Annotated in this window: 13 protein-coding genes; 1 reads left to right on the top strand and 12 read right to left on the bottom strand. The window is 68.1% G+C overall.

The window, feature by feature from the left end:
- Positions 1 to 76: 76 nt before the first annotated feature.
- The 10 genes from MZV50_RS24035 to MZV50_RS24080 all read right to left on the bottom strand — a co-directional run bounded on the left by MZV50_RS24035 (position 77) and on the right by MZV50_RS24080 (position 16,273).
- On the bottom strand, positions 77 to 3,040 hold the full coding sequence (locus MZV50_RS24035) for a 2-oxoglutarate dehydrogenase E1 component (RefSeq protein ID WP_252631858.1): 2,964 nt from the start codon (positions 3,038 to 3,040) through the stop codon (positions 77 to 79).
- Positions 3,041 to 3,215: 175 nt separating this feature from the next.
- On the bottom strand, positions 3,216 to 4,100 hold the full coding sequence (gene sucD / locus MZV50_RS24040) for a succinate--CoA ligase subunit alpha (protein ID WP_252631859.1): 885 nt from the start codon (positions 4,098 to 4,100) through the stop codon (positions 3,216 to 3,218).
- Complete coding sequence (gene sucC / locus MZV50_RS24045; protein WP_252631860.1) at positions 4,100 to 5,299, bottom strand: ADP-forming succinate--CoA ligase subunit beta; 1,200 nt, start codon at positions 5,297 to 5,299, stop codon at positions 4,100 to 4,102. Before sucC ends, sucD begins: the two co-directional genes overlap by 1 nt.
- Positions 5,300 to 5,644: 345 nt before the next feature.
- Positions 5,645 to 9,013, bottom strand: a complete 3,369-nt coding sequence (locus MZV50_RS24050; protein WP_252631861.1) for a glycosyltransferase — start codon at positions 9,011 to 9,013, stop codon at positions 5,645 to 5,647.
- 96 nt (positions 9,014 to 9,109) lie between these two features.
- Positions 9,110 to 10,456, bottom strand: a complete 1,347-nt coding sequence (locus MZV50_RS24055) for a spinster family MFS transporter (RefSeq protein ID WP_252631863.1) — start codon at positions 10,454 to 10,456, stop codon at positions 9,110 to 9,112.
- 85 nt (positions 10,457 to 10,541) lie between these two features.
- On the bottom strand, positions 10,542 to 12,788 hold the full coding sequence (locus MZV50_RS24060; protein WP_252631864.1) for a TonB-dependent receptor: 2,247 nt from the start codon (positions 12,786 to 12,788) through the stop codon (positions 10,542 to 10,544).
- A gap of 200 nt (positions 12,789 to 12,988) precedes the next feature.
- Positions 12,989 to 13,708: a TetR/AcrR family transcriptional regulator gene (locus tag MZV50_RS24065; protein ID WP_252631865.1), complete on the bottom strand. Its 720-nt coding sequence runs from the start codon at positions 13,706 to 13,708 to the stop codon at positions 12,989 to 12,991.
- 79 nt (positions 13,709 to 13,787) lie between these two features.
- Positions 13,788 to 15,251 carry a carotenoid oxygenase family protein gene (locus MZV50_RS24070; RefSeq protein ID WP_252631866.1) on the bottom strand — a complete coding sequence of 488 codons (1,464 nt, stop codon included), beginning with the start codon at positions 15,249 to 15,251 and terminating at the stop codon, positions 13,788 to 13,790.
- A gap of 11 nt (positions 15,252 to 15,262) precedes the next feature.
- The gene (locus MZV50_RS24075) at positions 15,263 to 15,712 is read right to left on the bottom strand and encodes a DUF2141 domain-containing protein (protein ID WP_252631867.1); all 450 of its coding nucleotides are present in this window, start codon (positions 15,710 to 15,712) and stop codon (positions 15,263 to 15,265) included.
- 42 nt (positions 15,713 to 15,754) lie between these two features.
- A complete protein-coding gene (locus MZV50_RS24080; protein ID WP_252631868.1) occupies positions 15,755 to 16,273 on the bottom strand; it encodes a DUF2306 domain-containing protein in 519 nt (172 codons plus the stop codon).
- Positions 16,274 to 16,334: 61 nt separating this feature from the next.
- On the opposite strand from MZV50_RS24080, the gene MZV50_RS24085 reads away from it, so the two are divergent.
- Positions 16,335 to 17,162 carry a LytTR family DNA-binding domain-containing protein gene (locus MZV50_RS24085; protein WP_252631869.1) on the top strand — a complete coding sequence of 276 codons (828 nt, stop codon included), beginning with the start codon at positions 16,335 to 16,337 and terminating at the stop codon, positions 17,160 to 17,162.
- Positions 17,163 to 17,165: 3 nt separating this feature from the next.
- On the opposite strand, the gene MZV50_RS24090 is transcribed toward MZV50_RS24085, so the two are convergent.
- Together MZV50_RS24090 and MZV50_RS24095 are read right to left on the bottom strand one after the other, a co-directional pair.
- Complete coding sequence (locus tag MZV50_RS24090; protein ID WP_252631870.1) at positions 17,166 to 18,575, bottom strand: efflux transporter outer membrane subunit; 1,410 nt, start codon at positions 18,573 to 18,575, stop codon at positions 17,166 to 17,168.
- Positions 18,575 to 21,757 (bottom strand): efflux RND transporter permease subunit, encoded by a 3,183-nt coding sequence (locus MZV50_RS24095; RefSeq protein ID WP_252631871.1) that lies wholly within the window; start codon positions 21,755 to 21,757, stop codon positions 18,575 to 18,577. The genes MZV50_RS24090 and MZV50_RS24095 overlap by 1 nt, the downstream gene beginning before the upstream one ends.
- Positions 21,758 to 21,848 lie beyond the last annotated feature (91 nt).

Genomic DNA, 21,848 nt, shown 5'->3' on the forward strand with positions numbered 1-21,848 from the left:
TCGGTCCGGCGGGGTTCTTGAGAGTGCGACGACGTCGCGCGCCGTCGCACTCCATTTTTAGTCTGAAGTCCGACGCTTACGCGAAGGCCTCGTTCAGGAAGGTCTCGAGTTCTTTCAGGTGGCGGCTCATCAGGCCGGCGGCCGTCGAGGCCGAGGCCGGGCGACCCACATAGCGAGCGCGTTTGGCCTTGATGTCCAGCTTGTCCAGCGTCAGCTCCAGCCACGGATCGACGAAGGTCCAGCCGCCCATGTTCTTGGGCTCTTCCTGGCACCACACGAGATCGGCGTTCTTGAAGCGCGACAGCACGTTCATCAGCGACTTCATCGGCCACGGATAGAACTGCTCCAGACGCAGCAGGTAGACGTCGTCGCGACCGGTCTTGGCGCGCTGGTCGACCAGGTCGAAGTAGACCTTGCCCGAGCAGATGATGACGCGCTTGATCTGATCGTCGCTCTTCAGCGTGACCCCGCCCACATCGCAACCGGCCTCGGCGCCGTCCACCATCACGCGGTGGAAGGTCGAGCCCTCGGTGAAGTCGGCCAGGTTCGAGACGGCGCGCTTGTGGCGCAGCAGGCTCTTGGGGGCCATCACGATCAGCGGCTTGCGGAACTCGCGGTGCATCTGGCGGCGCAGGGCGTGGAAGTAGTTCGCCGGCGTCGTGCAGTTGACGACCTGCATGTTGTCTTCCGCGCACGACTGCAGGAAGCGCTCAAGGCGCGCCGAGCTGTGCTCGGGGCCCTGGCCCTCGTAGCCGTGAGGCAGCAGCATCACCAGGCCGCTCATCCGCAGCCACTTGCGCTCGCCCGAGCTGATGAACTGGTCGATGACGACCTGGGCGCCGTTCACGAAGTCGCCGAACTGGCCTTCCCACAGGGTCAGGGTGTTCGGGTCGGCCAGCGAGAAGCCGTATTCGAAGCCCAGCACCGCCTCTTCCGACAGGGCCGAGTCGATCACTTCATAGTGGCCCTGGCCCGGGCGGATGTTGTTCAGCAGCGTGTAGTGCTCTTCGGTCGTCTGATCGATGACGTCCGAGTGGCGCTGGGTGAACGTGCCACGCACCGAATCCTGGCCCGACAGGCGGACCGGATAGCCCTCATCGAGCAGGGTGGCGAAGGCCAGGTGCTCGGCGGCGCCCCAGTCGATGCCCTCGCCCTTCTCGAACGCCTCGCGGCGGTTCTCGATGGCGCGCTTGACGGTCTTGTGGGCGTTGATCCGTTCCGGGATCGTGGTGATCTGACGGCCCAGCTCCTGCAGACGGGTCTTCGGGAAGGCCGTCTTGCCGCGGCGATCCTCGTCGCCCGGCAGGGTCAGGCCGGCCCACTTGCCGTCCAGCCAGTCGGCCTTGTTGGCCTTGTAGCTCTTGCCGGCGTCGAATTCCTTGTCGAGGAAGGTCTCGAACTCGCCGACCCAGCCGTCGGACTCGGCCTGGCTGATCACGCCCTCGGCGATCAGGCGGTTGGCGTAGAGTTCGCGGGTCGGCGGGTGACCCTTGATCTTCGCGTACATGATCGGCGACGTCATGGTCGGGTCGTCGCCTTCGTTGTGACCGAAGCGACGGTAGCAGACCATGTCGATGACCACGTCCTTGCCGAACTTCTGGCGGTACTCGGTCGCGACCTTGGCGGCGAAGACGACGGCTTCCGGATCGTCGCCGTTGACGTGGAAGATCGGGGCCTCGACCATCAGGGCCATGTCGCTGGGATAGGGCGACGAGCGCGAGTAGCGCGGGCTGGTCGTGAAGCCGATCTGGTTGTTGACGATGAAGTGGATGGTGCCGCCCGTGCGGTAGCCCTTCAGGCCCGACAGGGTGAAGCACTCGGCCACCACGCCCTGGCCGGCGAAGGCGGCGTCGCCGTGAAGCAGCAGCGGCAGCACGTGGCCGCGGCCGGCGTCCGGGGTCTCGCGCAGCAGGAAGGCCTGCTTGGCGCGCGCCTTGCCGATCACGACCGGGTTGACGATTTCCAGGTGCGACGGGTTGGCGGTCAGCGACAGGTGGACCTTGTTGTCGTCGAACTCACGGTCCGACGAGGCGCCCATGTGGTACTTCACGTCGCCCGAGCCCTCGACGTCCGAGGGGACCGACGAGCCGCCTTGGAATTCGTGGAAGATGACGTGGTAGGGCTTGCCCATCACGGCGGCCAGCACGTTCAGGCGACCGCGGTGCGGCATGCCCAGGACGATGTCCTTCACGCCCAGAGCGCCGCCGCGCTTGATGATCTGCTCCATGGCCGGGACCATGGCCTCGCCGCCGTCCAGGCCGAAACGCTTGGTGCCGGGGAAACGCTTGTGCAGGAACTTCTCGAAGCCCTCGGCCTCGATCAGCTTCTTCAGGATGGCGACCTTGCCCTCCTTGGAGAACACGATCTCCTTGTCGCGGCCTTCGATGCGCTCCTGCAGCCAGGCCTTCTCGGCCGGGTCGGAGATGTGCATGTACTGCACGCCGACATTGCCGCAGTAGGTGCGGCGGACGATCGACAGGATCTCGCGGACCGTGGCGGTCTCCAGACCCAGCACGTAGTCGAGGAAGATCGGACGGTCGTAGTCGGCCTCGGCGAAGCCGTAGGTGGCCGGATCCAGCTCGCTGGCGTCCTTCGGCGGATCCAGGCCCAGCGGGTCGAGGTTGGCGGCCAGGTGGCCGCGCATCCGGTAGGCCCGGATCATCATGATGGCGCGCAGGCTGTCCAGCGTGGCGGCGCGGACGGCTTCGGCGGAAGAACCGGGGGCCTTGCCCTCGATCGCCTTGGCGACCTTGGCTTCGACGGCGGGGGCGACGCTGGCCCACTGGCCGTCCAGGGCCGAAAGCCAGTCGGGGCGAACCGACGGCACCTTCCTGGGCGTCCAGGCCGGGTCCTGCGCGGCGCGCTTAACCTGGTCGGCCTGTTCGGCGAGGCTGGAGAAGAAGGCGTTCCACGAGGGTTCGACCGATCCGGGGTTCTCCGCCCACTGGGCGTAGAGGTCTTCCACGAACGCCGCATTGGCGCCGTAGAGGAAGCTGGTCTCGGTCAAGACCTGGTTGATGATGCCTGCGTCGTCCGCCATCGTTCTTCGCCTTAGATCCGCTTGCTTACGGGAGCGCTACAACAAGCCCGTAAATATAGTCTCTCAATCACCCGGGCGCCCGTCGCTTGGCGGGGCCCAGGTGATTTTTTCGGATCGTCGACTGGCGGTCGCAAAAAACCTGGGCCCCGCGCGGGGCGGGGTTTCGGTATTCTAGTTAGCCCTTCAGGACCTCGAGCAGGGTTTCACCCAGCTTGGCCGGCGACGGCGAGACGCGGATGCCCGCCTCTTCCATCGCCGCGATCTTGTCCTCGGCGCCGCCCTTGCCGCCCGACACGATCGCGCCGGCGTGGCCCATGTGACGGCCGGGAGGGGCCGTACGACCGGCGATGAAGCCGACCATGGGCTTCTTGCGGCCGCGCTTGGCTTCGTCCTTCAGGAACTGGGCCGCTTCTTCTTCGGCCGCGCCGCCGATTTCACCGATCATGACGATCGACTTGGTGGCTTCGTCGGCCAGGAACAGTTCCAGCACGTCGATGAACTCGGTGCCCTTGACCGGGTCGCCGCCGATGCCGACGGCGGTCGTCTGACCGAGACCGGCGTTGGTGGTCTGGAACACGGCTTCGTAGGTCAGGGTGCCCGAACGCGACACGACGCCGACCGAGCCTTCCGAGAAGATCGAGCCCGGCATGATGCCGATCTTGCATTGCTTGGGCGTCAGGACGCCCGGGCAGTTCGGGCCGATCAGGCGCGACTTGGAGCCTTGCAGGGCCTTCTTGACCTTGACCATGTCCAGCACCGGGATGCCCTCGGTGATGCAGACGATCAGCGGGATCTCGGCTTCGATGGCTTCCAGGATCGAGTCGGCCGCGAAGGGCGGCGGGACGTAGATCACCGAGGCGTCGGCCCCGGTGCGGTCCTTGGCTTCGGCGACGGTGTCGAACACCGGCAGGCCGATGTGGGTCTGACCGCCCTTGCCGGGGGTGACGCCGCCGACCATCTGCGTGCCGTACGCGATGGCCTGTTCGGTGTGGAAGGTGCCTTGAGCGCCGGTGATGCCCTGGCAGATGACCTTGGTGTGCGAACCGATCAGAACCGACATTAACGGGCGCCCTTCACAGCGGCGACGATCTTCTCGGCGCCGTCAGACAGATCGTTGGCGGCGATGACGTTCAGGCCGCTTTCCGAGATGATTTTCTTGCCGAGTTCGACGTTGGTGCCTTCCAGGCGGACGACCAGCGGAACCTGGAGACCGACTTCCTTCACGGCGGCGATGACGCCTTCCGCGATGATGTCGCAGCGCATGATGCCGCCGAAGATGTTGACCAGGATGCCCTTCACGGCCGGATCGGCGGTGATGATCTTGAAGGCCGCGGTGACCTTCTCCTTCGAAGCGCCGCCGCCGACATCCAGGAAGTTGGCCGGCTCGGCGCCGTACAGCTTGATGATGTCCATGGTGGCCATGGCCAGGCCCGCGCCGTTGACCATGCAGCCGATTTCGCCGTCCAGGGCGATGTAGGCCAGGTCGTACTTCGAGGCTTCGATTTCCTTGGGGTCTTCTTCGCTCTCGTCGCGCAGCGCCTTGATGTCCGGGTGACGGAACAGGCTGTTGCCGTCGAACGACAGCTTGGCGTCGAGGACGCGCAGGTGATCATCCGCCGTGACGATCAGCGGGTTGATCTCCAGCATGGCCATGTCCTTGGCCATGAACGCCGTATACAGCTGGTTCAGCAGCGAGGCGGCTTCCTTGGCCAGGCCGCCGGTCAGGCCCAGGGCCTTGGCCAGGGCGCGGGCGTGGGTCGGCCACACGCCGGTCGCCGGATCGATGGTGAAGGTGTGGATCTTCTCGGGCGTCGAGTGGGCGACGTCCTCGATGTCCATGCCGCCTTCGGTCGAGGCCACGACCGAGACCTTGCTCGACGAGCGGTCGACCAGCAGCGACAGGTAGAATTCCTTGGCGATCGCCGCGCCTTCTTCGATGTAGAGGCGGTTGACCTGCTTGCCCTTGGGGCCGGTCTGGTGGGTCACCAGCACGCGGCCGAGCATTTCCTCGGCGTTGATGCGGACTTCTTCGACCGACTTGACGACGCGGACGCCGCCCTTGGCGTCGGGGCCCAGGCCCTCGAACTTGCCCTTGCCACGGCCACCGGCGTGGATCTGGCTCTTCACGACGAAGACCGGCGTGCCCAGCTTTTCGGCGGCGGCGGCGGCTTCGTCAGGCGTGAAGGCGGCGAAGCCGCGCGGCACGGGAGCGCCGAACTCGGCGAGTACGGCTTTGGCTTGATGTTCGTGGATGTTCATGAGGGCCCGGTCTCGACGACGGCTTTCTGAAATGTGGCCGGGTTATAGGAGCGCTATTTCGCAGGCGCAACCGCGCGCGGACGATAAGGTGAAGGCTTGCGCGCTTATCTTGTCGGATAGGACGCCCGCGCCGCCGGTTTGAGCGGCTGTGGCAAGGGAAACCCTTGCCGCCACGGAACTGTTACCGGTCACACCTTTGCGGTTCATCAGCGGCTGTCCACCGGTGTCATAGCGGCTCTCGGCGATAACGATGGGATGTCAACGTTGTCATCCGAGACCGACAATAACGCTCCGGACGGGGAACGACACCGCAAGCGCGTTGCGTTCCCCCGTTTCTGGCCCGGCTCACCCTTTCGGCGAAACCGAGGCCGTCGCCCTTCGCTCCAGCTTGCCCCAGCCGACCCGGCCGCCCCGGATGGCCATGACCACCGACTTGACCACGACGTAGTACATCAGCTGGCGATAGCCGAACCGTTGGACGGGCAGGAATGGCAGGTCGGCCCACGGCGCGCGCTTCTCCAGGGCCATGCCCAGGGCGCCGGCCGACAGGTCGACGGCGATGAAGATCGCCCAGTAGGTCAGACCCAGCAGCATGTCGTCGGGCCGCCACTCCACCGGATGAGCCACCGCCCCATAGAGGCCGGCGATCAGGCTCCAGATCACCGCCAGGTCGACCAGCGGCGCGGCGACGGCCAGGATGATCTGGAACAGCCAGATCTGCGGCAGGGCCACGAAGCCCAGCACCGGGGTCTTGCGGTTGAACATCGCCCTGCGGTGCTTCCACACGCACTGCAGAGTGCCGAACGACCAGCGGAAGCGCTGTTTCAGGAGGCCGCCGACCGTGTCGGGCGCCTCGGTATAGGCGCGGGCCTCGGGGTCGAAAGCCACCTTCCAGCCGGCGCGCTGGCAGGCGATGGTCAGGTCCTGGTCCTCGGCCAGGGTGTCGGCCGGATAGCCGCCCAGGGCGTCCAGAACGCTCTTGCGCCAGGCCCCGACGGCGCCCGGCACCACCGTCACCGCGCCCAGCGCCGACAGCGCCCGGCGCTCCAGGTTCTGGGCGGTGACGTATTCCAGGGCCTGCCAGCGGGTGACGATGTTCAGGCGGTTGCCGACGATGGCGTTGCCGGCCACCGCGCCGATGTCCTCGTCCTGGAACCAGCGGGCCAGGCGGCCGATGGTCTCGGGCGGGAACAGGGTGTCGGCGTCCAAGGCCACGACGAACTCGCCCTTCGCGACCGCCAGGCCGCGATTGACCGCCCGCGCCTTGCCGCCGTTCTCGAACGACAGCAGCGTCACCCGCGGATCGTTCGCGAAGTGGTCGCGGACCTCTTGCGCCGTGCGGTCCTTGGAGCCGTCGTCCAGGACCAGCACCTCCAGATTCTTCCAGTCGCTCTCCAGGATCCGCGCCACCGAAGCGGCGATCACCTTCTCCTCGTTGAAGCAGGGGATCAGCACGCTGACCAGCGGACCGGTCTCGGGGTCCAGATCGGCGGGCTCCTCGTGGGTCCAGAAGCGGTGGACCAGGGCCAGGCTGGCCAGGAACACCAGCCGCGCGACGCCCAGGAAAATGGCCGCGACGAACAGGAAGGTCATGGTCGCCTGGGTCCAGCGGAAGAAGTCGAAGCCCAGGCGGTCGATGGCCAGGTCCAGGGCGGTGCGCGAGGTCGGCGGCATCACCTGCTGCGGGGTCATGCCGGCCAGCTCGCCGATCGTCACCAGGCGATAGCCGCGGGCGCGGATCTGGTCGATCAGCCCCGGCAGGGCCGCGACGGTGCGGCTGCGATCGCCGCCCGCGTCGTGCAGCAGCACCACCTGGCCGGGCCGGTCACCCGGGTTGTCCAGGCGATCCAGGGTGCGATCGATGATCTGCTGCGGCGTCGGCTTCTGCCAGTCGTCGGGATCGATCCGCAGGCCCACGGTCATGTAGCCCAGGGTCTGGGCGATCACGAGCGGCGCGACCTCGTGCGGGGTCGAGGGCTCGGCGTCGCCGAAGAACGGCGGACGGAACAGCCGCATCGAGCGGCCGGTGATCACCTCGAACAGGCGCTGGGTGGCGTTCAGCTCGACCTGCACCTGCGGCAGCGGCGTCTCGGCGATGTTGGGGTGGGTCCAGGTGTGGCCGCCCACGTCGTGGCCTTCGTCGACCTCGCGCCGCACCAGGTCGGGGTGCTTCTGCATGTTCTGGCCGATCACGAAGAAGGTGGCCGGCGCCTTCTTCTGCTTCAGGATGTCCAGGAGCTTCGGCGTCCAGCGCGGGTCTGGACCGTCGTCGAAGGTCAAGGCGACCAGCCCCTTCTTCTGGCCATAGCGCTCGATCACGTAGCTGGACGGGATGACGTCGTAGGTCTCGCCCGAGACCAGACCCGTGTCGGGGTCGAACTCCAGGCTTCTCTTGCCGGGCGTGGGCAGTTGCGCGACGCGCAGCACCTCGCCGCCGCCGTCGAAGTCGACGCCCTGGCCGTTGGCCAGCGTCGTCAGCCCCGCCGTCGAGGCCTGGCCATAGGGCTTGCCCAGCACCGACCAGACGCCCGGATCCTCCATGCCCATGCGCCACAAGGCATAGCCGCGCGGCTTCCAGGGATCGGAGACCTTGACCTCGTTGAACAGAGTCACCGCGTCCATGAACCAGACCACGTGGTCGTCGCCGTTGTCGTCGGTGTAGGTGTAGGTCGGGTTCAGGGCGTCGTCGTCCATGCGGATCGTCGCCCCGGCGTCCTGGGCGTTGCGCATGGCTTCGTGGAAGGTGGCCGGCGCGCCGGACGTGTGCTTGCCGTTCTTGTCCAGGGTCCAGTCGTAGCCGTAGGCGGCCAGGGCCATCACCGTACGACTGGGATCCAGGCTCGCGAAGCGCTGGGCCAGTTGCGTCTCGTACCAGTCCTGGCCGGCGTTGGGGCCGGGATCGCCCAGGGAATAGTGCTGGTCGTAAGCCATCAGCACCAGGGTGTCGGCGCTTTGCTGCAGGCGCTTGAGCGGCCAGCTGTCGTCGTCGAACGGGGCGGTGACCCAGACCTCGCGGCCGGCGCTGTTCAGGGCGGCGCGGGCCTCGTCCAGGAACTTCGGATAGGCCGCCAGCCCCTTGGCCGACAGCGCCTCAAAGTCGAAGACATAGCCGCCATAGCCGCGCTGGGCGGCCAGGGTCGTCAGGGTGTCGATCAGCTTGCGGCGGGCCAGCGGATCGACCAGCAGGGCGTCGGCCATCGGCCCGTCGAACGCGGCGTTGGCCGAGTTGTGGACCAGCGGCAGCACGGCCGGGTGGTTGGCGGCGGCGGCGATCCGCGCCGCGCCTTCCGGGTCGTCGGTGACGTCGATGTCGCCCTTGGCGCCGCGGATCGCCACCCACTGCGGCGAGACCACGTCCAGCTTGTCGATGTTGCGGCGCAGGGACTCGCGGCTGTCCTCGTCCCACGTGACGTAGAAGCCAACCGACAGCGGCCGGGCGGCGGCGTCGTTGGCCGCGCCGCCCTTCGGACGCGGCACGCGGCGCCAGGTCTTGGCGGACGGCTTGAGCTTGTGCGCCGTCTCCTGGTGCAGCGACGTCAGGATGTGCGGATCCTTCAGCGGCGCGTCGGGCAGACGGGGCGCGAAGGCCAGGGTGGCCACGAAGCCGGCCACGATGGCGGCGACCGCCGAGGCGAAGATCCCGAGCCCCAGCTTGGCGCGCCGTTCACGCTTGCCCGTGGGATCGTGAAAGATGTGGCGGTCTTCGGGGGTCATTCAGGCGCTCGCGGTTTGTTGCGCCATTGATACCTGAAATTGACCGAAGCGTGGCGGTGCGGCGTCCAGGCGACGGCGACGTTTGGTCGCAGCCCCTCAGTCTACCCAATCCCGGTCCAGCCGGCGCGAAGCCAGGAAGAACAGCAGCGCCGCCAGCAGGTAGAAGCCCATGCCGGTATAGATCGCCCAGCGCAGCGACTCCGCGCCGAACACCGGCTTCAGCAGATCCGAGACCTTGCCGAAGTAGTAGAGCCCCACGGCGATGCCCAGGAGGTTGTTGATCAGCAGGAACAGGGCCGAGGCCGTGGTCCGCATCGGGGCGGGCGCCAGGTGTTGCACGGCCGCGGTGATGGGCCCCAGCCAGGTCAGGTTCAGGCCGGTGGGGATCAGGAAAATCACGAAGGCCAGGGCCAGGGACGCCTGACCGCCCAAAACGCCCCCTTGGCCGCCGACCAGCGAACCGCTGTTCATGGCCAGCAGGAAGCAGGGCACGGAGATCAGGAAGGCCACGGCGGGCGTCAGCGGGTAGCCCGCCTTGGACTTGGCGCCCAGCCGGTCGGCCATCACCCCGCCCATCCAGATGCCGACGGCGCCGCCCAGGAAGGCGATGCCCGAATAGTACCAGGCCGTCTGGGCCAGGGTCAGGCCCAGGCTGCGCATGAAGAACGACGGCAGCCAGGCCGCGACGCCGTAGCCGCAGACCGACGACGAGGCCGCGCCCAGCGAGAGCAGCCAGAAGCTGGGCTTGGCCGCCAGCAGTCGGACCACCTGGGACAACGGCGCGGCCGGCGTCGGCGCGATCGGCGGCTCGCCAGGAGCGCGGTCGGCGCGGCCGCGCGGCGGATCGCGCATCACCAGGCGGAAGACCGGGGCCAGCAGCACGCCCAGCAGGCCGACCGCGATGAAGGCCGTGCGCCAGCCGTAGTGGACCGCCAGCAGCCCGCCGACCAGCGTGCCGGCCGCCGTGCCCAGCGGAATGCCGAAGGCGTAGGCGGCCAGGGCCCGGGCGCGCTGATGCTTGGGGAAGTAGTCGGCGATCAGGGAATAGGCCGGGGCCACGCCACCCGCCTCGCCGATGCCCACGCCCATCCGGGCCATGAACAGGTGGCCGAAGCTTCCCACCACGCCGCACAGGGCGGTGAAGCCGCTCCACAGGGTCAGGGCGGCGGTCATGATCCAGACGCGACTGAAGCGGTCGGCCAGCCAGGCGATCGGGATGGCCAGGGTCGTGTAGAGCAGGGCGAAGGCCAGGCCGCCCATCAGGCCGAACTGGGCGTCGGTCAGGCCGAACTCGTCCTTGATCGGCTTGGCCAGGATGCCCAGGATCTGCCGGTCCAGGAAGTTGAAGGTGTAGGCCAGGACCAGCATGGCCAGGACCACGTAGCGATAGCCGGACGGCTTCGCCCCCATGGGAACCGGCGTTTCGATCCCGTTCTCGCCCATGACCTGCCCTCGCTACGCTACAGCTTGCATAAAGAAGGGGCGGGACCTGTCACGACAAGCCCCGCCCCGCTTCACGACTGGATGATCAGAAGGCCAGCTCTACCGAGGCGGCCACGGTGCGCGGCGGGCCGTAGAAGCCGATCACCGAGTTGTTGTAGGTCGGCGCCCCGAAGTTGTAGCCGCCGGTGCGGTACTTCTCGTTGGTCAGGTTCTTGCCGGTCAGGGCCAGCTTGTACTTGCCGCCCGGGGCCGTCCAGATCGCCGTCAGGTCGACCAGGGTGAAGGCCTTCTGGTCCAGGGCCGGCAGCGGTTGCTCGAACTGCTGGTAGCTGTCGCGATAGCTGACCATCGGGGTGATGGCCAGGCCGCCGCCCGCCAGCTCGCCGCGCCAGGTCAGGCTGACATTGCCCGTCCATTCCGGCGTGTTCTGGAAACCGTAGAGGTCGGCGACGTTGATCACCTGACCGGTCGCCAGCGTCGTCGACGGGTTCAGCGGGTTGGGCGCGCCGGCCGGCACGAAGCGGGTGAAGGTGTCGTACTTGGCGTGGATGTAGCCCAGGGCGACGTTGGCCGACAGGCTCTGGCTGAGCTTGGCGTTGGCCTCGAACTCCGCGCCGTACAGGGTGGACGAGCCGGCGTTGTCGACCGAGCTGGCGATGCCCGACGGCACCACGACCTGGGTGGTGACCTGCTGGTCGGTATATTTCGACAGGAAGATCGCCGACGAGAACGAGACCCGGCGGTCCAGCGCGAAGCCCTTCAGGCCGGCCTCGTAGGTCTTGACGACCTCGGGCTTGTAGCCGTTGACGGTCTGCGGGGTGATGAAGGCGTCGCCGCGCATGTCCCAGCCGCCCGACTTGTAGCCCTTCGAGAACGAGGCGTAGGTCGTCAGGTCGTCGCTGAGCTCGTAAGAGGCCGAGATGCGCGGGGTGAACTGCGAGAAGGTCTTCTCGGCGTTGTAGTTCGTGCGCACCTGTAGGATCGGGCGCTGGGCGCCGCCTTGGTACGGCGAGGGCGTCGCGCCCAGATAGAAGAAGCGGAAGACGTTGGCGCGCTTGGAGTCGCGGGTGGCGCGAGCGCCCAGCGAGACCTTCAGGCGATCGGTCAGGTTGGCGCTGAAGTCGAAGAAGGCCGCGAAGCTCTGGGTGTTGACCTTGCCGCCGTCGGCGATCGAGACGCCCAGGTTGCCGGCGATGGTGTCGAACTCGCCCGAGGCCTGGCTGTTCATGTAGTACAGGCCGAACACGCCCTGGACGTTGTCGTCCGCATAGACCGCCTGCAGTTCCTGCGAGAACGAGCCGTCGTCATAGGTCGCCGGGACGTCCAGGGTCGGCAGCGGCGTGCCGTCGAAGTCGATCAGGGTCTGGGTGTGGCCCTTGCGGTGGGCCGTGATCGACTTCAGCGTCACCGCGTCGGTGACATTCCACTCGCCGGTCAGCGACAGCCCCTTGGTGACGACGTGGTTCTTGTCGCCCAGGCCCGCCTGGGTGTCGTAGACGCCCAGGATCGGATAGTTGCCCACCGTCGGCAGGGTCTCGCGGTGACCGTGACGCGGGTTGGAGTCGTCCTCGACCCGGTCGTAGGCCAGGCGGAAGAACAGATCCTGCGTCGGCTTCCACTCGGCGCTCAGGCGATAAGCCTCGACGTCCTTGTCGTACTGCTCCGCGCCGGTGGTCAGGTTCTTGCCGTAGCCGTCGCGCTTGTAGAGCGCGTAGGCGCCGCCGATCGACAGGCCGGTGTCGGCGATCGGCGTCTGGGCCGAGACCAGCAGGTCGGTCTGGTTATAGCTGCCGTACGTGCCGCGCACCTTGCCGCCGGCCTCGTCGCCCAGCTTCTTGGTCACGTACTTGATCGCGCCGCCGATGGTGTTGCGGCCATAGAGCGTGCCTTGCGGGCCGCGCAGCACTTCGATGCGGTCGATGTCGAAGATGTCCAGCACCGCGCCCTGCGGACGATAGATGTAGACGTCGTCGACATAGAGACCCACGCCGGGCTCGTAGCCCCACAGCGGATCCTGCTGGCCCACGCCGCGGATGTAGCTGATCAGGGTCGAGTTCGAACCGCGCGCCGTCTGCACCGTGATGTTCGGGGTGGTCTGCTGCAGGACGGTGATGTCCGTGCCGCCCGCGCGCTCCAGCCGGTCGGCCGAGAAGGCCGAGACGGCGACCGGGACGTCCTTGAGATTTTCCTCGCGACGGCGGGCGGTGACGATCACCTGCTCGACGCCCACCGCGGCGTCCTCGCCGGCCGGAGCCTCCTGGGCCACGGCGACGCCCGCGATCGCGCTCCACGCCGCGCCAGCCAGCAGCGCGGCCTTCCACATCGAAGTCATGGGGTTTCCCCTCCCTTGCGTTCCGCCCTTCCCGATCCGGATCCGTCTTTTCGCGGACGCGTGCTCGGGAGTTTCGCCAATTCATCGAACAGCGAATTGCGGACACCATCACCCGAACCGGCGTCGGACGCCAGCTCTTTTTCATCAGGTGATGAAAATAGACCGGAGACGGATGATGCGCCCCCGCGATGCGGGGAGGATTACTTCCGAGCCTTGGCGACCACGGCCTCGAAGCCGGCCGCGCAGTACGCGAACAGCCGCTGACGGACCGCCTCCAGGTCGCTGGAATGGCACTCGCCTTCCGACAGCGAGTCGATCCGTCCGGTCTCGGACAGGGCCAGCATCATCGATCCGGTCAGGAACTGGTAGCACCAGTAGAGGTCGCGGTACTCGGCCTGGGGACGCACCGTCTTCAGAGTCTCGACCAGGCGGTGGACCACCGGGTCGAAGAACCGGGTCATGGTCTCGCCGCCCCAGGCCGGCGTGTTGTTCACCTGGGCCACCAGGGCGAAATAGCTCTTCCACCCCGGACCGCCGTCCTGCGAGATGCGCAGCAGCGGGTCGATGAAGGCCTCGATCACGCCCTCGACGGTCATCGCGCCCTTATGGGAATGTAGATAGGCGTCCATCGAGGCCTCGCGGGCCTGGTTCAGGATCTCGGCCCGGCGCAGGAACACCGCGTCGAACAGCTCGCGCTTGGCGCCGAAATAATAGTGGATCAACGCCGTATCGACACCGGCCTCGGCCGCCACCTGGCGGGTGGTCACGCCGTAGAAGCCGTGGCGCGCGAACAGGCCCTCGGCGGCGTCGAGGATGGTCTCCTTCAGGTCCAGGCCCTTGGCCTTGGACGGTCTGCCCCGCCCGCCGGCGCGCGCCCCCGACTTGGGTGCGGACTTGGTCAGGGGCTTGGCTGCGGTCATGAGAAACGGCCCCGCCGTGGTTGCGCTCCGTCCTCGGATAGGCGCAACCCGGCGGGGCTGGCAAGTGACCGCTGTTACGTCAGGCCTGAACAAAGATCCCGTGAAAGGTCACCGGCAGGGCCACCGACGCCCGCCAGGCGGCGATCGGACCCTGCTTCACATGGCGAGCGTCGAACACGTGCAGCTCGGTCGCCTTGGCGTCCAGGTTCAGCGTCGTCCCGACCAGCCAGCCGTCCAGTTCCTCGGACGAACCCGGGCGCGGGACGAACACCGTCTCCTCGACCAAGTGGCGCGGACCGAAGTCGAAGACCTGGTCGCTGTCAGCCTTCCAATCGCGCACGGCGATCCCCTGGAACAGCGGACGGTCGGGCCTTTCGTTGGTGACGTGGACGGCGTAGCGGCGGGCCTGGCCGGCGAAGCGGGCGTCGCCGCGCGGGAACTCGGCGGCGACCATCTCCTTGGCCAACTCGCCACGGCCGTCGGCGTGCAAAGCGATCATGGCCCGGCGCGGCGGCGTGGCGCGGACATGCTTGCCTTGCAGGAACAGGCCGGCGTTCTGGGCCGTGCCGGACGGATCCTCGTCGATGCAGGCGTCGAAGCGGATGGTTCCGTCGGTTTCCTCCCAGGCGTCGCCCAGGTGGAAGAAGAAGAACGGCGGCAGCTCGAACACCCGACGCTTGGAGAGGTCGTCCTTGTCGATCACCAGCACCTGGGTCCCGAGCTCGGGCTTCCAGCTCATGGCGGCGGCGACCGGCATGGTGAAGCGCTCCTGCACCCAGGGCTGCAGCAGTATCACCAGATGGCGGGCGGTGGCGGTGAAGTCGTGCATGTAGCTGTTGCGCGGCAGCTTGATCACCTCGGCCTTGCGCAAGGCGCCGTCTGGGGCCAGCTGCCAGACGATCGCCCGGCCGCCGCCCAGGCCCAGGTTCCAGATCGTTCCGTCCGGCTGCACGCGCGGATGGGCCAGGAACGGCATGGCCTTGAGGTCGGGGCGCAGGGTCTTGAAGCCGCGCGTCTCCAGGGTCACCGGATCCAGCATGGTGGGCGAACCGCCCTCCCACAGGGCCCACAGCTCACCCCCGGCCATCAGCACCGAGGTGTTGGCGGCGTTGGCGTCGTCGGGTCCGGTCAGCCGCGCGCCGGGGCCGGGCGCCGTGCCATAGCCGGGGGTGATCACGGCGTTGGCGGCGGCGTCCTGGCGACGCTTCACGGTGTCGACGAAACGCGCGCTCATCCGCGCTTGGCCGTCGGCGATCTGGAACCGGCGGACCATGCCGTCACCGTCGAACCAGTGGCCGACCGAGCCGCCCGGACGGCGGAACTTGGCGGGGCCGTTGCGGAACAGCGTGCCCCTCAGCGCGGCCGGCGCGCGGCCGTGCAGGCGGGTCAGGCCGGTCGGGGCGACGTCGCTCTCGACGTCGGCCAGGCCCAGCACCCAATCCCCGGCCTTGGCGTTGGCGGCGGCGGCCCAGACCGCCTCGGGTGTCAGCAGGGAGGCCCCGCCCAGCAGGGCTGCGGTCCGCAGGATGTCGCGCCGGTTCATGATCCCCTCCTCTAGTTCAGGTGGATGACTTGGACGTTGGCGCCGGCCTTCACCTCGAAGGCGGCGGCGTCGAAGGCCGGCGGCCCCATCATCACCGGCGCGTCCTTGGAGAAACCGAACGGCTCGGTCGGCATGCCGAAGGGGTTCTTGCCCATCTTCCCATCGCCATCGACGTCCTGGAACACGCGAACCGCGTAGGTCCCCGGCGGAAGGGCGACGATCTTGGCGCTGGGCGTGGCGTCGGCGGCCGAGGCGGCGGCGGCGCGGACGGGCTTGCCCGAGGTCCAGGCCTGGGCGCTGTCGTAGACGGCGATCATCACCTGGCCGGTCTTGGCCTTGAGATCCGGGAAGCTCAGGGTCAGGTCGCCGAACGCCTCCTGGGCGTGGGCGGCCGGCGCGACGCCAACAACGAGGGGGGTGGCGAGCGCCAGAGCGGCGATCAGGGTCTTCAGCGAGGTCATGGTCTTGTCCTTGATGAGGGATGTGAAGGGAGAGGGCGCGGCTCAGCCCAGGAACACGGTCCAGAGCAGACGGCCGGGGAGGAAGGTGAAGACGCCGGCGATCAGCAGGCCGCCAACGAACATGCCGGTCATGGCCCGGCGGTGGGCGGCGACCTTGCCGCGCTTGATCGCGTAGACCGCGCCTGGCAGGCCCACGATGGTCCAGCCCGACAGCAGGTGGATAAAGCTGAAATGGCCGGGGTTGATCTCGCGGATGAACAGCGAGCTGACCGCCGTGGTCCCCATGGCCAGCACCCAGGTCCAGCCCAGCAGCTTGTGCGCCGTCGTGCCCTTGACCCGCAGCATCAGCACCGCGCCGATGACCAGGGCCGTCAGGGCGGCGGTCAGGTGGACCTGGACGACCGTGGGCGCGGCGGCGATCAGCGACAGGTTCGGAGCGTGCGGCTTCGCCGCGGCCACGGCGGCGATGACGACGGCGGCGCCCACGCCCAGGGCGGCGTTGCGGACGCCGGTCCCGCGATCGGCGGCGGCTTGCGAAATTGACTTGCCGTACGCGGCCATTGTCTGCACTCCCGGTCGTGGCGGGGCGTCCGATCGCCTCGCCGTCGAGAACCTGATTGGAGTGGGCGGGTCCGTGTCTCAATCGTCGTTGCGCCAGTCGCCGGCCTCGTTTCGCGAACGGCTGGCCGGCGCCGTTCACGCTTCGCGAACGGCCGTCACCTCGCGCGAGGCGCAGCGCGGCTTTTTGGTCTCGGCCGTGGCGGGGGTGTTCCTGGCGCTGATCGGCGCGTTCGGCAGCGGCGAAGGCCCCATTGTCGTGCGGCTGGCCTATTGGGTGGGGCTGTGCCTGGCCGGGACGGTCGTCGGCACGATCGTCAGCCAGTTGATCGGTCGCGAGGGCCGCGCGGACGAGCGTCCGTGGCTGTACGGCTCCCTGACGGTGGTGGGCGTCACCCTGCCCTTCACCGTCGTGGTCTGGCTGGTCAGCGAGCTGGCCTTCCACGGCGCGCCGAGGCTGGCCGCCCTGCCCTTCTATCTGGGGCCGGTGTTCATCGTCTCGGCGGCCATGACCGGCTTGAACTTCCTGGTCCAGCGCCGGCCGCCCGAGACCCACGCCGCGCCGGCCGGCGCGCCGGCCCCGCGCTTCCTGGATCGCCTGCCGCCCAAGCTGCGCGGCGCTGAGCTCTACGCCGTCGAGGCCGAGGACCACTATCTGCGCCTGCACACCTCGCGCGGCCAGGACCTGATCCTGATGCGCCTGTCCGACGCCGTGGCCGAGCTCGAGGGCATCGAGGGCGCCCAGACCCACCGCTCGTGGTGGGTGGCCAAGGACGCCGTCGAGGTCGCCCGGCGCGGTGATGGCCGGGCGACCCTGACCCTGAAGGGCGGCGTCGAGGCGCCGGTCAGCAGGGCCTATGCCAAGGCCCTGCGTGAAGCCGGCTGGTTCTAGATCTCAGGCCTTCCAGCCGCCGCCCAGCGCCTTGTAGATCGCCACGACGTCGGTGTTGACGCCGGTCTCGGCGACGCTCAGCGCGTCCTCGGCCGCCAGCAGGGTGCGTTCGGCGTCCAGAAGCACCAGGAAGTCGATGCCGCCTTCCTTGTACTGGATCCGGGCCAGCTCGGCCGCGCGGCGCGAAGCCGCCGCCTGGTCGGTCAGGCTCTTCAGCTGGGCCTGCTGCTGCCGGTAGGAGACCAGGGCGTTCTCCAGATCCTCCAGCGCGCGCAGCACCGTCTGGTCGTAGTTGGCTAGGGCCGCGTCGTCGCGGGCCTTGGCCGCGCGCAGGCGGGCATGGGCGCTGCCCAGGTCCAGGGCTGGCCAGCTGACGCTGGGGGCCACCGACCAGGCCTGGCTGGCGGCGTTGCCGAAGCCCGCCGATGTCCCCGAGAGGAAGCCGACGAAACCGGTCACCGACACGCGGGGGAACAGGTCGGCCGTGGCCACCCCCACGCGCGCCGTCGAGGCCGCCAGGCGACGCTCGGCCGCCTGCACGTCCGGACGCCGGCGCAGCAGGTCTCCGGCGTCGCCGATCGGCAGGGCGGCGACCAGCGGACGCACGTCCGTCTCACGCTGAACAAGCAGCGCGTCCAGCGCGCCGGGCCGCTGGCCGGTCAGCACCGCCAGGCGATAGTTGGCGCGCTTCTCGGCGGTGATCAGACCCGGGATCGCCGCCTCGGTGGCGTTGAGGCGGGCCTGCGCCGAGGCGACGTCGATCGGGCTGCCGGCGCCGGCGTCGAACCGCACCTTGGTCAGGCGCACGGTTTCGCGCTGGGTCTCGAGGTTGCGGGTGGCGACGTTCAGACGCGCCTGGGCGCCGCGCAGTTCGAGATAGTTTCGCGCGACTTCCGCCGCGACGGTGACCTGGGCGTCGCGCAGCTCGGCCTGGGCCGCGCCGGCTTCCGCCCCCGCCGCTTCCACGCCGCGCCGGACGCGACCGAAGAGATCGATCTCCCAGCCGGCGTCAAAGCCGGCCTGGTAGCTCTGCCCCTCGACCCGTTCGGTCGTGACGCCCGGCTGCTGGGCCTTGCTCTTGGTATAGGTCCCATCCGCCGTGACGTGCGGCAGCAGGTCCAGCTTCTGCTCGGTGAACAGGGCGCGGGCCTCGCCAACGCGGGCGACGGCGATCTTCAGGTCCAGGTTCGCCGACAGGGCCTGGCCGACCAGTTGGTCTAGAACCGGGTCGCCGAACGCCTTCCACCACTCAGCCTCGGGATTGGCGGCGGTGAAGACGGCCGGATCGGCGTTCTGGAAGGCCGCCGGCGGGGTCGCCGGCGCCTTGTAGTTCGGCCCCACCGCGCAGGCGGCGGCCGTCAGGGAGACGCCGGCGATCAGCGCCGCGCGCAGGGTATTGGCAAACACACGCATCAGTGAGCCTCCACGGCCGGAGCCGTCGAATTCGCCGCCTTCCGCGCGGCCTTGCGGGCCGTGGAGCGGCGGATGACGTAGTAGAAGACGGGCGTCAGGATCAGACCGAACAGGGTCACGCCCAGCATCCCCGAGAACACCGCCACGCCCATGGCCTTGCGCATCTCGGCCCCAGCCCCGTGCGACACCACCAGGGGGTAGACCCCCATGATGAAGGCGATCGAGGTCATCAGGATCGGACGCAGGCGCAGGCGGCAGGCCTCCAGAACCGCCTGGAGCGGGCTGTCGCCGTGCTCCTCGCGCTCCTTGGCGAACTCCACGATCAGGATGGCGTTCTTACAGGCCAGCCCCACCAGCACGATCAGGCCGATCTGGGTGAAGATGTTGTTGTCGCCGTGGCTGATCCACACGCCGGCCAGGGCCGACAGCAGGGTCATCGGGACGATCAGGATGACGACCAGCGGCAGGCTCCAGCTCTCGTACTGGGCGACCAGCACCAGGAACGCCAGCAGCACGCACAGCGGGAAGATGAAGATCGCCGTGTTGCCCGCCAGGATCTGCTGGTAGGTCAGCTCGGTCCACTCGTAGCCCATGCCGTTGGGCAGCTCGGACTTGACGATGTCCTCCAGGGCCTTCTGGGCCTGGCCGGTCGAGAAGCCGGGCGCCGGGCCGCCGTTGATCTCGGCGGTCAGGTAGCCGTTGTAGTGGCTCTCGCGGTCGGGACCGGTCGCCTCCTTGAACGAGACGAAGGCGCCCAGCGGGATCATCTGCCCTTGGCCGTTGCGGGTCTGCAGGCGCAGCATCTGCTCGGGTTGCAGGCGGAATTTCTGATCGGCCTGGACGTTGACCTGGTAGGTGTGGCCGAAGCGGTTGAAGTCGTTGACGTACAGCGAGCCCAGATAGACCTGCATCGTCTCGAACAGGTCGGTCAGGGACACGCCCTGGGCCCGGGCCTTTTCACGATCGATGTCGGCCTGCACCTTCGGCACGCTGACCTGATAGCTGGAGAAGATGCCGGCCAGGGCCGGGTCCTTCTGGGCCTTGGCGATGACGTTCTGGGTGGCCTTGTACAGCTCCTCCGAACCCATGCCCGCCTTGTCGACGATCTGCATCCGGAAGCCGCCGATGGTGCCCAGGCCCTGCACGGACGGCGGCGGGAAGACCGCGATCTGGGCGTCGGCGATGGCGCCGAACTTCTGGTTCAGCTCACCGACGATGGCATTGGCCGAGAGCTCGTGGCTCTTGCGGTTCTTGAAGTCGTCCAGCGGGAAGAACACCGCGCCGGAGTTGGGGCTGTTGATGAAGCCGTTGGCCGACAGGCCGGGGAAGGCCACCGAGTGCTTGATGCCCGGGGTCTTCATGGCGATGTCGCCCATCTGGCGGATCACCGCCTCGGTCCGGTCCAGCGAGGCCGCGTCGGGCAGTTGCACGACGGCGACGACATAGGCCTTGTCCTGCTGGGGCACGAAGCCGCCCGGCGTCCGCGAGAAGGCGAACACCGTCAGGATCAGCAGGCCGCCGTACAGCGCGAGAGCCGCCGAAGAGCGTCCCAGGGTCTTGGCGACGCCCGAGACATAGCCGTTCGAGGCCTTGGCGAAGAAGCGGTTGAACGGGTTGAACAGCCAGGACAGCGACGCGTCGATGATCTTCTGGAAGCGGTCCTTGGGCGCGTCATGCGACTTCAGGAGCACCGCGGCCAGGGCCGGCGAGAGGGTCAGGGAGTTGATGGCCGAGATCACCGTCGAGATGGCGATGGTCAGGGCGAACTGACGGTAGAACTGACCCGACAGGCCGCTGATGAAGGCGGTCGGGATGAACACCGCGCACAAAACGAGGGCCGTGGAGATGATCGGACCGGTGACCTCGGTCATGGCCTTTCGCGTCGCCGCAGCGGGCTCCAGGCCGTTGGTGATGTTGCGCTCGACGTTCTCGACCACGACGATGGCGTCGTCGACGACGATGCCGATGGCCAGCACCAGGCCGAACAGCGTCAGGGCGTTGAGGCCAAAGCCCAGCATCAGGAGGATCGCGAAGGTGCCGACCAGCGACACGGGCACGGCAATCAGCGGGATGATCGAGGCGCGCCAGCCCTGCAGGAACAGCACCACCACCAGCACGACCAGGATGATCGCCTCGATCAGGGTGTGGACCACCGAGTCGATGCTTTCCTGCACGAAGGCCGTGGTGTCGTAGATGATCTCGTAGTCGACGCCCTCGGGGAACTCCTTCTTGAGCTCCTTCATGGTCTTCTTGACCTCGGCGGCCATCTCCAGGGCGTTGGAGCCCGGGCGCTGGAACACCGGCATGGCGACGGCCGACTTGTTGTCGAGCAGGCTACGCAGGGCGTAGTTGTCGGCGCCCAGCTCCACGCGGGCCACGTCGCCCAGGCGGGTGATCTGGCCGTCGGCGCCGGAGCGGACGATCACGTCGCGGAATTGCTCCTCGTCGGTCAGGCGCCCGGGGGCGTTGACCGACAGCTGGAATTCGGCGCCCGAACCGGCGTTGGGCGGCGCGCCCAGCTGGCCGGCGGCGACCTGGACGTTCTGCTCGCGCAGGGCCCCGACCACGTCACCCGCCGTCATCGACAGGGCGGCCAGCTTTTCCGGATCCAGCCACACGCGCATAGAGTACGCGCCCGCGCCGAAGATCTGCACGTCGCCGACGCCGTCGATGCGCTTCAGCCGATCCCGCACGTTCAGCTGCGCGTAGTTGCTGAGATACAGCATGTCGTAGCGGTTGTTCGGCGAGATCATGTGCACGACCAGGGTCAGGTCGGGCGAGGCCTTGTTGGTCGTCACGCCGATGCGCTGGACCTCCTGCGGCAGCTTGGGCAGGGCCTGGGCCACCCGGTTCTGCACCTGCACCTGGGCCTTATCCAGGTCGGTGCCGAGCGCGAAGGTGACGGTCAGGATCATCGCCCCGTCGGAAGCCGACTGGGACGACTGGTAGATCATCCCCTCGACCCCGTTGATGGCCTGTTCCAGCGGCGCGGCCACCGTCTCGCCGATGACGGACGGGTTGGCGCCGGGATAGGCCGCGCGCACCACGACGGTGGGCGGCACGACCTCGGGATATTCCGAGATCGGCAGGTTCGGCAGCGAGACGATGCCGGCGATGAAGATGATGATGGAGAGCACGGCCGCGAAGCGCGGTCGGTTCACGAAGAACTTCGAGAAATTCATGGCGGAGCGCCTTCAGCGGGCGAACTTGGGGGAGGAGCGGATACGCGTACGTTTCGGGCGCAGGCGGCCCCTCCCCCGCCAGACGGCGGGC

Origin of the sequence: Caulobacter segnis, assembly GCF_023935105.1 — a bacterium.
Classification (GTDB): Bacteria; Pseudomonadota; Alphaproteobacteria; order Caulobacterales; family Caulobacteraceae; genus Caulobacter; species Caulobacter segnis_B.